General features: G+C 34.1%; 15 protein-coding genes. 5 read left to right on the forward strand and 10 right to left on the reverse strand.

All coding sequences use genetic code 11. The annotated features are described in order from the left end of the window. The first annotated feature begins 117 nt into the window (after positions 1-117). Positions 118-1002 carry a cyanophycinase gene (locus tag P2086_RS00670; RefSeq protein WP_317898494.1) on the forward strand — a complete coding sequence of 295 codons (885 nt, stop codon included), beginning with the start codon at positions 118-120 and terminating at the stop codon, positions 1000-1002. Between the two features lie 14 nt (positions 1003-1016). Here P2086_RS00670 and P2086_RS00675 read toward each other — a convergent pair whose 3' ends face one another. Further along, positions 1017-1949, reverse strand: a complete 933-nt coding sequence (locus tag P2086_RS00675; protein ID WP_317898495.1) for an isoaspartyl peptidase/L-asparaginase family protein — start codon at positions 1947-1949, stop codon at positions 1017-1019. 183 nt (positions 1950-2132) lie between these two features. Here P2086_RS00675 and P2086_RS00680 point away from each other — a divergent pair, with 183 nt between their 5' ends. After that, positions 2133-3068: a DUF6089 family protein gene (locus P2086_RS00680; RefSeq protein WP_317898496.1), complete on the forward strand. Its 936-nt coding sequence runs from the start codon at positions 2133-2135 to the stop codon at positions 3066-3068. An 81-nt stretch (positions 3069-3149) separates the two neighbouring features. Here the strand turns inward: P2086_RS00680 and P2086_RS00685 are convergent, their stop codons facing one another. Both P2086_RS00685 and P2086_RS00690 read right to left on the reverse strand, forming a co-directional pair. Beyond that, on the reverse strand, positions 3150-3569 hold the full coding sequence (locus P2086_RS00685) for an OsmC family protein (RefSeq protein ID WP_317898497.1): 420 nt from the start codon (positions 3567-3569) through the stop codon (positions 3150-3152). A 117-nt stretch (positions 3570-3686) separates the two neighbouring features. Further along, a complete protein-coding gene (locus P2086_RS00690; RefSeq protein WP_317898498.1) occupies positions 3687-4931 on the reverse strand; it encodes a glycosyltransferase in 1245 nt (414 codons plus the stop codon). A 151-nt stretch (positions 4932-5082) separates the two neighbouring features. Here P2086_RS00690 and P2086_RS00695 point away from each other — a divergent pair, with 151 nt between their 5' ends. Next, positions 5083-5847, forward strand: a complete 765-nt coding sequence (locus P2086_RS00695; protein ID WP_317898499.1) for a S1/P1 nuclease — start codon at positions 5083-5085, stop codon at positions 5845-5847. A 1-nt stretch (position 5848) separates the two neighbouring features. On the opposite strand, the gene P2086_RS00700 is transcribed toward P2086_RS00695, so the two are convergent. From P2086_RS00700 to P2086_RS00710, 3 genes are all read right to left on the reverse strand, one after another. Next, a complete protein-coding gene (locus P2086_RS00700) occupies positions 5849-6397 on the reverse strand; it encodes a hypothetical protein (RefSeq protein WP_317898500.1) in 549 nt (182 codons plus the stop codon). A gap of 275 nt (positions 6398-6672) precedes the next feature. Continuing rightward, complete coding sequence (locus P2086_RS00705) at positions 6673-7344, reverse strand: hypothetical protein (RefSeq protein ID WP_317898501.1); 672 nt, start codon at positions 7342-7344, stop codon at positions 6673-6675. A 10-nt stretch (positions 7345-7354) separates the two neighbouring features. Beyond that, a complete protein-coding gene (locus P2086_RS00710) occupies positions 7355-8581 on the reverse strand; it encodes a cytochrome-c peroxidase (RefSeq protein ID WP_317898502.1) in 1227 nt (408 codons plus the stop codon). A 308-nt stretch (positions 8582-8889) separates the two neighbouring features. Here P2086_RS00710 and P2086_RS00715 point away from each other — a divergent pair, with 308 nt between their 5' ends. Next, positions 8890-9801 (forward strand): sensor histidine kinase, encoded by a 912-nt coding sequence (locus P2086_RS00715; protein ID WP_317898503.1) that lies wholly within the window; start codon positions 8890-8892, stop codon positions 9799-9801. A gap of 2 nt (positions 9802-9803) precedes the next feature. After that, positions 9804-10484, forward strand: coding sequence for a LytR/AlgR family response regulator transcription factor (locus tag P2086_RS00720; RefSeq protein WP_317898504.1), 681 nt, complete (start codon positions 9804-9806; stop codon positions 10482-10484). Positions 10485-10508: 24 nt separating this feature from the next. Here P2086_RS00720 and P2086_RS00725 read toward each other — a convergent pair whose 3' ends face one another. The 4 genes from P2086_RS00725 to P2086_RS00740 all read right to left on the reverse strand — a co-directional run bounded on the left by P2086_RS00725 (position 10509) and on the right by P2086_RS00740 (position 13431). Further along, complete coding sequence (locus P2086_RS00725; RefSeq protein WP_317898505.1) at positions 10509-11597, reverse strand: fatty acid desaturase family protein; 1089 nt, start codon at positions 11595-11597, stop codon at positions 10509-10511. Positions 11598-11804: 207 nt separating this feature from the next. Beyond that, complete coding sequence (locus P2086_RS00730) at positions 11805-12206, reverse strand: hypothetical protein (RefSeq protein ID WP_317898506.1); 402 nt, start codon at positions 12204-12206, stop codon at positions 11805-11807. A gap of 40 nt (positions 12207-12246) precedes the next feature. Beyond that, positions 12247-12681, reverse strand: coding sequence for a hypothetical protein (locus P2086_RS00735; protein WP_317898507.1), 435 nt, complete (start codon positions 12679-12681; stop codon positions 12247-12249). Between the two features lie 321 nt (positions 12682-13002). Continuing rightward, complete coding sequence (locus P2086_RS00740; RefSeq protein ID WP_317898508.1) at positions 13003-13431, reverse strand: DUF7793 family protein; 429 nt, start codon at positions 13429-13431, stop codon at positions 13003-13005. Positions 13432-13435 lie beyond the last annotated feature (4 nt).

Below are 13435 nucleotides of genomic sequence, written 5' to 3' on the forward strand. Positions count from 1 at the left end.
TTTTAATTTAAACAAGGGTGTGTTTAAAATAAGATGATAAGTGAAATGCAAGAACGCAGTAGATAAAAATAATTCAATTAGTTTTGTTCGATAGATTTAAACACAATACTACTAAGTATGATTAAGCCAAAAGGGAGATTAATAATTATTGGAGGATGCGTTGATAAAGGAAGTTTTACGAGCGGCCCTGAAGAAAATACACCACAAAATTTAAAGTTTTTTGAAAAAGGAATTTTAAAACGTATGATCACAGAATCTTTGAATGGCGATCATTCTAAAATTGAAATTATAACAACAGCCAGTTCTATTCCAAAAGAAGTTGGAGAAGAATACATTGACGCCTTTAAACAACTAGGCATTACAGATGCACAAGTACTTGACATACGTACCCGGGAAGAGGCAAATGATCCGGCAAATATAGAGCGTTTGAGAAAAGCCGACATCGTAATGTTTACTGGAGGAGATCAATTACGTTTAACTTCTATTTTTGGAGGTACACAATTTCATCATTTATTACTAGAACGTTACGAAAACGAACATTTTGTTATTTCAGGAACCTCAGCAGGCGCTGCTGCAAGCTCTAATAACATGATTTATCAAGGCAGTAGCACTGAAGCCTTATTAAAAGGAGAAGTGAAAATTACAGGCGGTTTAGGTTTTATTAATAATGTTATTATTGATACACACTTCGTAAGGCGTGGGCGCATTGGTCGCTTGATGTATGCTTGTGCCAGCAATCCGATAAATCTTGGCATTGGTTTAGGAGAAGATACCGGCTTATTAATTAAGGATGGGCATTCTATGGAGGCCATCGGATCAGGGTTAGTTATTCTTGTGGATGGTACGCACATGCGTCATACAAATATTACCGATGTGCAAATGGGCGAACCTGTATCTATTGAGAATTTAGCGGTTAATGTCTTGTCTTTTGGAGATAAGTTTGATCTTAAAACAAAGACCATGAATTTTCATGACATCATTAAAACTGCTGAGGCAGAATAATTTTGTAAAAGCCTTTAGTCGTTGTAAATTCCGATAAATGGTTTTTCGCCTTCTTTTAGTGAAGCTCTATACATGCCTTCAGAATTGAAAGGAAATTCAATGTTTCCTTTGGTATCAAGAGCTATTAAACCTCCTTCTCCACCTATTTCTACTAGTTTCTTTTTAACTACAAGCTCACACGCTTCTTTTAATGAAAGTCCTTTATACTCAATAAGACACGAAATGTCGTACGCCACAACCGAACGGATAAAAAATTCTCCATGTCCTGTGCAAGAAATAGCGCAGGTTTTATTATTGGCATATGTTCCTGCTCCAATAATAGGGGTGTCACCCACCCGACCATGTTTTTTGTTCGTCATTCCTCCAGTACTCGTTCCAGCTGCAAGGTTTCCATGAACATCTAAGGCGACAGCACCAACAGTGCCAAATTTTTTATCGTCTGGCAAAGTGTGATCCATTACTATACTGTCGCTCTTTAAAGCCTGTTGTAATTGATCGTAACGTAATTGCACAAAAAAGTAGTCGTCGGGCATAAATACAGCATTTGTTTTTTTTGCAAATTCAATTGCTCCAGATCCAGCAAGCAGCACATGCTCTGATTGCTCCATAACGGATCGAGCTAAACTTATTGGATTTTTGATGTTTTGAACACCAGCCACAGCCCCAGCGCTTAAATCTAAACCGTTCATAATAGAGGCATCCATTTCATGTTTACCATTATGCGTAAAAACCGCCCCTTTTCCGGCATTAAACAAAGGATTATCTTCTAATGTCCGAATTGCAGTTTCTACTGCTTCAAAACTAGCACCCCCCTTTTTAAGGATTGCTTCTCCGGAAAATATAGCTGATTTTAGACCTTCTTGGTAAGCAATTTCTTTTTCAGGAGTCATAGAAGAGCGAAGTATTGTGCCTGCTCCACCGTGTATGGCAATGGCGAATTTATTCATAACGGGATAAAGGTATCAAATATTGCCAAAGTCTTTTATCCGTGTTCACTTATTAACTCCCAGAACATAACTTATTTGAATCTTGCAGACCAATCAATTGGACATTATTTTTTAGTGATTTAAGTATTAATCAAAGCTTTATGAACAAAAATGTATATATTTGAGGCTTGTGAAAATTGCCGAATGTTAAAACGTAATAAGCATTTAATTCTTGTTATTAACTTAATTTTAATCTCCTTTTCAGCACTTGATGCGCAAAAAGGGTACAAATTAGAGTTTGGAATACTTACAGGTGTTTCAAATTATTTAGGTGAAATTGGTGGTCGCGAGCAAAAAGCACGCCCTACATTTTTAGATTTAAAACTCGCTAAAACCCGTTGGAACGAAGGGGTTTATTTCCGCTACAAATTTCATCCTAGCTTAGCTGTAAGAGTTGCATTCAATTACTTAAGGATTTCCGGCGAAGATAATCTTTCTCTTAACGAAGGGAGACGCTACAGAAATCTTAGTTTCAGAAATGATATTTATGATCTTGAAACAACCTTAAACTGGTTATTTTTCGATTCAAAAAAACCGGTAGGGTATTACGCACGTACCAGTGTATACTTCACTGCTTATTTATTTGCTGGCGCTGGAGTTTTTCACCATAATCCCAAAACATTATACCAAGGATCTTGGATTGCATTGCAGCCCTATAAAACCGAAGGAGTTGCCTATTCTCGTTGGGGCTATTGTGTACCCGTTGGTTTAGGGTTTTATGTTACTCTCAGTAAACGTCGTCGCACGCACCGCATCGGAATAGAAATCAACTGGCGCTACACAAATACCGATTATCTTGACGATATTTCTACTACTTATAAAAGTCCAGCAGAGTTACCAAGTTCAACTTCTGTGGCCTTATCGAACAGAAATCCAGAGTTAACAAAACAACCTGATAATTTTGCCGCTAACTATGGTTGGCACGGAGTTGATGCGTCTGGAAATCCTATTAATCAAGCTCCAAGAGGGAATCCTGATAACAAAGATTCTTACGTTTCTTTGAACATAACTTACGGCATTGCCATCAGGTCTATTTTTCTGAAAAGTAAAGGAAGAAGAATCAGAACTGTTTCTTTTTAAGACCCAACATTAACATAAGTAATTCTATTTCATTTTAAAAGAGCCGGATTGTTTATCCGGCTCTTTTCATTCGTCTCACAATTAACCTTCCAGACTGGCAGTATAAGTTATTTCCGTCTTAAGGAGTTTTGATATTGGGCAATTTGTTTTAGCGTCTGCTACTAACTCATCAAACTTTTCTTTACTAATTCCTGGCACTTTAGCGTTCACTGTTAAGTGCGAATTGGTAATTTCTCCCTTAGCTGGATCCAATGTAATATCGCATTTTGTATCAATATTTGCAGGTGGAAATCCAGCGCTGCTTAAATTAAAACTAAGTTTCATGGTAAAACATCCCGCGTGTGCCGCCGCTATAAGTTCTTCAGGGTTTGTACCTACTCCCTCTTCAAATCTTGAACTAAATGAATAGTGTGTTTTATTTAAAACCGTACTTTGAGAAGTTAAGTTTCCTTTGCCTTCCTTTCCTGTTCCCTGCCAATTGGCTGTTGCAAATCTTTTCATGTTTTTATGGTTTAAAGTTTACACGCAAGGTAATAAAGAAATTAATAAACCGTATTATTTTTAGTTCTGTTTTTGGGTCATAGTGAATGGGTATTGTTCTTTATTTCAAATATCAAATCAACTATTAATGACCTTATTTTTCGCTTCAATCCAAAGCGACATGTAACGTGAACTAGAAGTTGTGTGTTGCATCAACATTTCCCCTATAAAATTTTTTAAACGGTGCTTTATGAGATTGTCGCTTACGAAATGTATTTTTGAAATTAGATCCGTGCCGTGTTTTTCTTTTGAATAACAAGCGTTAATAATACTAATACCATTTTCTTGCGCTTGTTCCCAAAGATTTTTATCGGAATATAAGTTTACAGCAGCTATTGCAATTTCTTCTGCGTTGTTTGCAATTTCACCGTTCCAAGCCAACTTCCCATTCATTGATTCTGCACCGATATCAGTTGTAACACTTGGTGTGCCATTCATCATCGCGTCCACTAATTTACCTTTTAAACCTGCGCCAAAACGTAAGGGCGCAAGACATACTCGTGCAGTAGACATAACCTCTCCAACATCATTTGCTCTGCCTTTAATCAAAAATCCTTCTTTTGGATTATGTAGCTCGAAAACCTTATGCGAAGGATAAGCTCCGTATACATTCATCTCAGCTTTTGGCATTAGTTTACGAATAAGTGGCCAAACATCTTGTTTTAAAAAAAGAACAGCGTCCCAATTTGGTTCATGTAAAAAATTTCCGATGCTTATAAAGCTTTTCCTTTCTGAAAAATTTGGCCATGCTGCAATTTGTTTTTCCCCAATAGAGTCAAACAAAAATGGGACATAATGCAACAAAGCTATATCCACTTTAAAAACTTCTTTCAATAAATCCATTTCGTGTAAAGAAATAATCAACGAAAGATCACAGCGATAAACGCTTGCTATTTCCCGTTTAGAAACTGTGCTGAAAAGATCCGCTGTTTCATAGGTTCTGTTTTCTTTCAAAGCTTTATGCCGCGCAGCCCTTAAACAATGTAAGTCCTCTGTATCTAACATTCTAAGCGCATTAGGACATTGTTCTGCTACGCGCCAACCATATTGCTCTTCGGTAGTAAAACGATCGAATAAAACAATGTTAGGATCCAGCTCTTTGATGAAAGCATCAAAGCTAGCATCGTTTAATTCGATAGGACATGTTTTAACACCAATCTTTCTAATATCTGCCTGATGCTCGCTCTCATTAGCTGCACTGGCAAAGAAAATTACCCAATTTTGCGTTTGGAATAATTGAATAAGCTGCATAATACGGCTACCTGCTGCCGAGGAAGATGGTTCTGGCCACACTTTACCAATAATTAAGACGCTTTGGATCATTCTGCTTTGTAAAAGTAGTGAAATTAAACGGTCGCTTTTGTATTAGTACATTCGTTTTCCATTGTAGGCATTTCTTGCATTTAACCGTTAATTGCTTATTAATTATTTCTTGCATTCATTTGTGATTCAGAATTATTTTTACATTTAATGCATGAAGAAAGGTTTCTTTATTCTAACATTTTTTTTACTGTTCTCACATTTATCTTATTCCTGGAATCATCAAGGACATAGGCTAGTTGCGTTGATAGCAAGAAGTCAATTAGATGACAAGGTTATTGAAACAATAAATTTTTATTTAAAAGGGATGTCTTGGGAAGATGCCGCCTGCTGGATGGACGATGTTCATAACGATGCAAAGTATGAAGAAATGAAAACCTGGCACTACGTAAATATTGAAAAAGATAAAACTTATGTGCAAACCAAAGAAAACAATATTATAAATAAATTGGAATACTGCTTGAGGATGTTAGAATACCGCATTTACCAGCCAGAAGATGTTGTTCATGAAACATTAAAAGTACTCTTTCATTTAGTTGGAGACATTCATCAACCGTTACATTGTGGTTACAGTGATGACAGAGGAGGTAATGAAGTTCGACTTTATCTTATTCAAAAAGAAACGAATCTCCATAAAGTATGGGATCGAGAAATTATTGATAACAAAAACATTGACATTTGGCGTTGCGCAAAAGTTTTGGTTGGCATGAATCTATCTCTTAAAAAGAAAACGGAAATAGAAAAAATTGATATCTTAGGTTGGGCTAATGAGTCCAGAATTTTATTACCCTCATTGTATATTACCAATGGAAATAAAATAGATCAACATTATCTCGAAGTCAATACGCCAATTGTTGAATCGCAACTTATTAAAGCGGGACTGCGATTAGCAGCGATTTTAAATAGATATTTCAAATAGACTAAAAATAGGTGTCAAATGCTAGTCCAAAAGTAATGAATAGGTTTTCTCGCTCTGTTCGGTTAATCTTGTTATAAGTTAATTTGGATGCAAGACTCAATAATCTGGTAAGCTGAATTTTAAGATCAGCTTCCCCCTTATAAATAACATCGTTGCGCTGCTGTAAGGAATTTTGCACAAAAAAAGAACTTGTAAATGAAAATCTGGTTTTGTAATAATATTTAATATTCAAACCCAAAGAATTACGTGGTGTCTGAAAAACTTCCCTTGTAGTATCTGCCAGATACACATCATTGAAGTCATACAAAATTTCGTCGGTAATTTTTATTTTAAAATTTGGTTTATCAATAAAAATATAGGCCACTCCTCCTCCAGCCTGTAGCTGGTTGTTTATGCGAAGAGAATAGCTTTTATTATAAACGGATAAAGTCCAGTAGTAAAAATGTTTTATACTTTTGTAAAGATTAATATCAATGGCACTCGTAAAGTCATTATTTATCAATTTTTTCTGCTGTTCGCCGTATGGCCATTTATTATTAAAATCAATCATAAATGGCTTTTTTCTATAATTAAAATTGAGTGTATTATTAAGAAGATAGGATTGACTGTTGTTAGTTCTATTGTAATTTCCCGAAGCTGCATAATTAACATGGTAATAAATGGAGTCGGAAAATTGGGCAACACTACTTAAGCCTGATAGTAAGAAAAATAAGTATGAATAATTTTTCCTTCAAGAAGACAAAGATTAAAAAAATATCTTTTTTGAATTCCTTTTATAGATAAATTAACGCTAGTGGAATAATTTATTTTGACTGCAGCAGTATATTAATATCTAAAAATTAGAAATAAAGCTGTAGGTGCCTGAACCCCAATATTGAATGGTACAAAGTTACTCCCGCCGCCATTGCCATTACCATCAGATGTTTGAGTACTCGAAATCTGTGAGTTAATAAAAAATTCCGTTCCCAAAAGAATGTGTTTTGATAGAGCATAATTTAAGCCACCTCTTATAGACGGTCCCGCAAAAAATTTTGTAGTTTCAACGGTAGTAGATGTTGTATTAAATGACTGATTTAAAAAAGAAGTAAGTTTAGAGTAAACAACTCCCATTCCGAATTCAATACCCCAAAAAGGTATAAATCTTTGGTGTTGGAGATATTTTTTCTCGTAACCAGCGCGAATCGTAACATTTACAGTGTTTAGATGGAGGGAAGAAACTCCGTCATTACTAGAGTTTTCACTCACATTAAAACCTGTTGCAAATGCCATTCCTGAACCAGTTGTAACATTGCTTGACGAAAAACAAAGTGTATATGGGTTGGAGTTTATAGAACTATTACTGTTAAAACTAATGAATTGTTGTAACAGAAGATTACTCTGAATGCCAATGTACTTGTAGGCTTTTTTCTTAGTAGGTAAATAAGTAGAAGAATCCTTTTGAGCACTTACCTGTATAAAGAAAATACTCAAAAATAAAAATAGAACTATGTTTCTCATTCTGCCGTTTTTATTTTTTGAAAGGATCAGAATACATAGGAGACGTTAAAAAATCTTCATCCTTCAAGGTATTCAAAAATGCAATAAGTGCAGATTTCTCGGCCGGCAAAATGTTTAATTTCTTAGGTGTACCATCAAAATTTCTAAACAAAGGGCTTAAATTATTATTTGGTTTTATATTATGGCTGTAATGATCAATTACTTCTCCCAAATTGTTAAATCTACCATCATGCATATAAGGTCCTGTAACCGAAATGTTCTTTAATGTTGGTACTTTAAATAGTCCTTGGTCACCTTGTTTTTTTGTAAGTGCCCCCAAACCCTTATCTGTATATACTTCATCAAGTCCAATATTAAACATTTGCGAAGGTGAAGTAACAGCGCCATATTCTCCTGGATCTTGGGGATTAGAGTCATGGCATTTAGCACAGTTATACTTATTATGGAATAATTTTCTTCCTTCCTCTTCAATTCCAGTAAGTGTGCTTGTGATAAGCACAGGAGAAAAATTGTCCTCGAAGGGCTCGCTGTTAAAGTTAGTATTCTTTCCTGTGTCCTTATCAGTATTTAAACAAGCAATAAAACCTTGCAAAGCATAGGCAATTTTTTCTTTCGTTACCTCACTTGAACCAAAAGCCTTATTAAACAATTCTGGGTAATACGAAATACTGTTTATTTTATTAATCAGTGTTTCAAAATCAGGGATATTCATCTCATTATGATTCAAAACAGGATTCAAAACCATATCAGCAAGACTATTTTGTCTACCATCCCAAAACAGCAGAAGATCGGTTTGATTATCTTTTGTAGGCATTGACGTTTCAGTTGGAGGGTTGAAACCACCAGTATTCGAATTAAAATCTGTACTATTATCGTTACCAAATCCCCTCAATCCTTGAATAGAAGGCGAATTTCTTTTTAAATCAATTCCATTAAAGCCTTTATTCACTTTTACATTATCAGCGAAGGCAAACTCTTGTTTGTGGCAGCTACCGCAAGACACCTGATTGTTTACAGACAAATTTTTATCGTAAAACAATACCCTTCCAAGCACAGCTAAATCATTGTTTACGCCATGCTTTTCTAAATATTTATTATCTTCAGCTTTCAAGTTAGGCTCTTGAATCAAAATACCAGGTGTGTTAGACTGCTGGTTTTCTTTTTTACATGCTGTGAAATTAACAGCGAACACTGTCGCTAAAACAGAAGCACTAATTATAATTCCAGATTTTTTCATGAGCCAATTATTAACATCATTTTATGAATGATTTTTACAATAACGAAATTAAACAAAAAAAAGTATGTTTAATCTCCAAAGTAAACTGAGCTTGTTAAAATTAGCACTAAATTAATGCTTTTCTAATGTAAAAAGGCGTCAAAATGCGCTGAATCAACTCTTTTTTGAATTTTACGCTAATTAGTCCCTACTTAAGGCATTCCGAATAATTACCTCTATTTTTGTGGATGAATTTTTCGTATTTCAATTTTTGGGTTAGAAACGTTATTCTCTATTTATTTTTTTGCCTTCTTGGCCTGGTTACAATATTGCTTGACGAAAAGCACATCATTCATCAAGAAGGTCACATCGCGAAAGCCGTTTTTCAAGGAGGGATGATTGTTTTGATTGCTCATATTCAAGTTTATATTCATAATGTTTATTTATATAAAAAGTATTTTAGTATTAACACCCTCAAATACATTACGGGTATAATTTTTTTATTTATTAGTTATTTTCTTATCAATTACTTTACTCCTTTTCGTTTTGTTAGAAGTGAAGAACCTGTAACCATGGGTATTTCTATATTCCTGGTTTATCTTGTTGGTCTTGGTTTTTATTATGCTCACAAAAATATTTTGGAGCGTAACCTTTTATTTAAGAGTGAAATTATTGAACGAGACGAAGAAATTCGGCATTTAAAGGCGCAACTAAATCCTCATTTTTTATTTAACGCGCTTAATAATTTGTACGGAACAGCCTTAACAGATCCCAAAGAAACACCTGACAAAATTCTTGAATTGTCGGACTTATTACGCTATCAGATTGAGTCCTCAAAGAAAGAACACGTTACCCTTGACGACGAAATTCAATTTATACGTAAATATTTAAGCTACGAACAGAATCGTAATCCAAAATTAAAAATTGATTTTGAAACAGATGAATGGATAAACAGAGTCTCCATTTCTCCTATGCTTTTTATGCCTTTTATTGAAAATGCTATTAAATATAGTGCTCACACAGATAAACCATTTTGTTTTCTATCCATTAAAACGGATAAAAAAACCTTGTTTTTCAAAATGAGAAATAACTTTACGCTTGAACGCAGAAAATTTTCAGGAACAAACACGGGTATTTTAAACACTAAAAAACGTCTAGAATTGACTTATAAAAACAAACACCAATTAGTAATAGAAGATAAAAATGAAATTTACACAGTAGAACTAACTATTAAATTATAAAGATGAAACTAAAATGCTTGATAGTTGACGATGAAGCTCCCGCGCACAAAGTACTGCAGGCACATATTGCCAAAACAGATATATTAGAAATAGTGGGCGATGTTTATAATGGTAAAGAGGCGCTTGATTTTTTAAGCAAAACAAAAGTAGACCTCATTTTTTTGGACATTGAGATGCCCAAGCTCACAGGACTGGAACTATTGCAGTGTTTACCCTATCACGTCTCAGTAATATTAACAACAGCTTATAGTAATTTTGGATTTGAAGCTTATCAAAATGATGTTGTAGATTATCTTTTAAAACCCATTTCCTTTCCACGCTTTTTAAAAGCAATCAATAAAGTAACAAACCTAAGACTACCTACAAAAAAAGAAGAACCTAAATTTCCAGATATTGAATTGAAACACGAAGGCGTTTTAAAAACTATAAACACGAAAAGTATTATATACATTGAGGCAGTAGGAAACTACATCAAAATAAATTTGATTAATGAAAAACCACTGTTGGTAACTCAAACAATGAAATATATAAGTTCTTTATTACCACAGGATTACTTCACGCGAATTCATAAATCATTTATCGTTAAACGCGAAGCTATCGCTGAGATAAAGAAAACTGAAATTACATTAATAAATAAAGTTACACTTCCTGTTGGAAGAAAATACTCTGTGCTTTTGGAATAGACTGATTTCTTTTCCTTAAACAAATTATTTACCCAGCTTGTACAACATTTTTGTGTGCTCAAAAAGGGCACCTGCAAATGTTTTTTCGTAATTGTAAGGTATATTAAATTCCTGAGCTGTAGTGGCTACAATTTTTGCAATTTTTGGATAGTGTACATGCGAAATTCCCGGGAACAAGTGGTGTTCTACCTGAAAATTGAGACCTCCAACAAAATAGGAAACAATTTTACTATCCATTGAAAAGTTCATGGTTGTGCGCAATTGATGTTCAATAAAATTATTCTCTAACTCCCCTTCTTCATTTGGAAGTGGAAATTCATTTTCTTCGGTAACATGGGCAACTTGAAAAACCATTGCCAGAGTTAATCCAGCTACATAGTGCATTACAAGGTAACCAGTTAACCAATTTAAAAATGATAATTCCTGAATCACAAAATAAGGAATCAACATGTATGCGAAATACAAGACTTTTGAAACAATAATTACAGCTAGCTCCTTTGCAAAAGTGGTATTTGCGGTTTTTAAATAACCACCTTTATTGTAGCGTTTTAACTGTCTAAAATCTTTAACAGTGCTCCACATTAAAGTCATTAGACCATAAAAAAACCAAGCATACAAAAATTGAAATTTGTGAATTTTCTTTTTTTCTGAATGTGGATCAAAACGCAACATGCCAACTGGTGCAATGTCTTCATCATGATCGTGAACATTTGTATAAGTGTGATGAATTATATTATGTTGAATTCTCCAATTAAGCGAATTACCAGATAATAAGCTAATCGAGAAAAAACCAAGAAATTTATTGAAACGATCGTTCTTACTATAGCTACCATGGTTAGCATCGTGCATAATTCCCATGCCAATTCCAGCCATTCCTAAACCCATCAAAACAGATAAAAGCAACCAAATTGATTTACTCTCAAAAACGTGAAATGTAATTAAAAAATAAGGGACCAAATAAGCCGCAAACATCACAACCGTTTTTAAGTAAAGATGGATGTTACCGTGTTTACTGATTTTATTTTCTTTAAAGTAAGCGTCAACTCTTTTTCTGAGTTCGTTTTGAAATGTTCTGTTAGATCCGTTATTAAATCTAAGTGCAGTTTTGCTCATTTGAACTTTAATTTAACTATGAGAGCAAATAACACCAATTTCTGTAGAAGGTTGGTTTAAAAAAGGATCAAACGTTCTATTATTGTACGAACGGCGTTCATCCGTTGGGTTGCATATATTGCTGCTTAGAGCATCAGGATGTAATCATTGTAGAATGTGTTGTTATTACAATAACTAAACCATTACTTCAAAAAGGATTACACTTGGCTAGTTTACAGTTGACAGTATGGAAGGGTAGAGTTGCAAAATAAAATTCTTCGTCATGGATCTATTTACACTTAAGCTATGTGGTTCTTTCGATAGAAGGTTAAAGGTATTACCTGAGCGAACGTCCATTAACCTAACAATACAGTTCTCTCTTACAATCATATCATCTGCTAACCTGAATGAGTATGTGCCTTTTGTTTTAAATTCAAAACTTAATTCCAAAAACTCATCGCTTGTTTCAGGAAGGCAATTAATAATAATTTGAAAATTAGTTACCTCGTTCTCCTTTTTTGGTTCTTCTGTTTGAGCATTTGCTAAACTCTGCTTAAAAACAGATGCTTCTGTTTGCGAAAAACTGTAATGAACGAGTAATATTGAGATGAGAGTAAAAAGTTTTTTCATTTAGATTTGTTTTTAAATAATTTATTCGGTGTTTAAAAAACTACCGCATAGCAGTTAAGTTTGTTTTTGTTTTAGCCATTTGAAGCACAAACCGTTCTGGAATATCTTTTGAAACATCAAAAGTGTATGAATCAGTAGTTTTAAGGTCAAAAGTTTTACCTGTTAAAGAATCCATGATCACAACGGAGTAGTATTCTGGTAACATTAAAGAGGGGTGCTTAGTAAAAGTATAAGAACCCTTTTTATTTTGGTTGATTTCAACAGGTATTGGTTCATTACCATAACCAGGTAAACTTTCAATCATAATCTCAGAATCGGAATTATTAGGACTACTTTTATAAACTAATGCTTCATATTCTTCTGAATACACTAAAACTGTTTTATTTTGATTAGCTGTTTTTGGTGTTTGTTGTGCACTTACTGCCATTGTTGAGGCTAAGAAAGCGATAGCAAATAATGTAAAAAAATTTTTCATGCTTGTTTTTTTAGTTTTAACCATTTTACTCCTGTGGCTCAAAGTAACGAAGAGATCATTTGTTTTTTTTCGCGATTGTGGGTTTCATATTTCACATGTAAGTTTTTTTGCGTTTTGGTAAACACTTCAAACTAAACAAGATTTACTTCTTGGCATCACTAATACAGACAATGTGAGGAGGTTTTGAAACTAAAACTAGCTTTGTACAAAAACAGAAAAAGCCCTTAAAAAGGGCTTAACAATACTAAATAAGCTAGTTTTTGAGTGGTTTTTACTGGTATGGTTAAAATTAATAAGTGAATAAACTGTTGAATCGCTTGACTACTTGTTTTTTTTTCGATTTGAAAGAAGTTCTTTAGCTTCGAACGCTGAAATTTTATTACGCAGCCATTCAAGAGCTTTTTGGCGATCGGTGAATAAACGCGTTTTTACATGGGGCTTATTTACAGTGAGGTAAATATTCCCGAGTATCTTTTGTTTATTTGTATGAATAATTATTGCCTTAGCAATATTTAAATGCGCCAATTCTTTAGAAGCTAGCAAGGCACGCGCATCGTCAGTAATTGTACTTTCTTTTTTAGCGTCGATGAGTAGGGCGTAGTTTTTGTTATCGCATAAACTGAGGTTAATTTCTTTGATTTTTCTCACGTCATCCGTTTGTAGCTCCGCACCCTCTTTCACAATATTTTCAATAATTATGCCCTCGAGCTTAAAAATCTCTACCTTTTCTAGACTGTACTTATGTCCCATGCCA

The organism is Aurantibacillus circumpalustris, from assembly GCF_029625215.1.
GTDB lineage: Bacteria > Bacteroidota > Bacteroidia > B-17B0 > Aurantibacillaceae > Aurantibacillus > Aurantibacillus circumpalustris.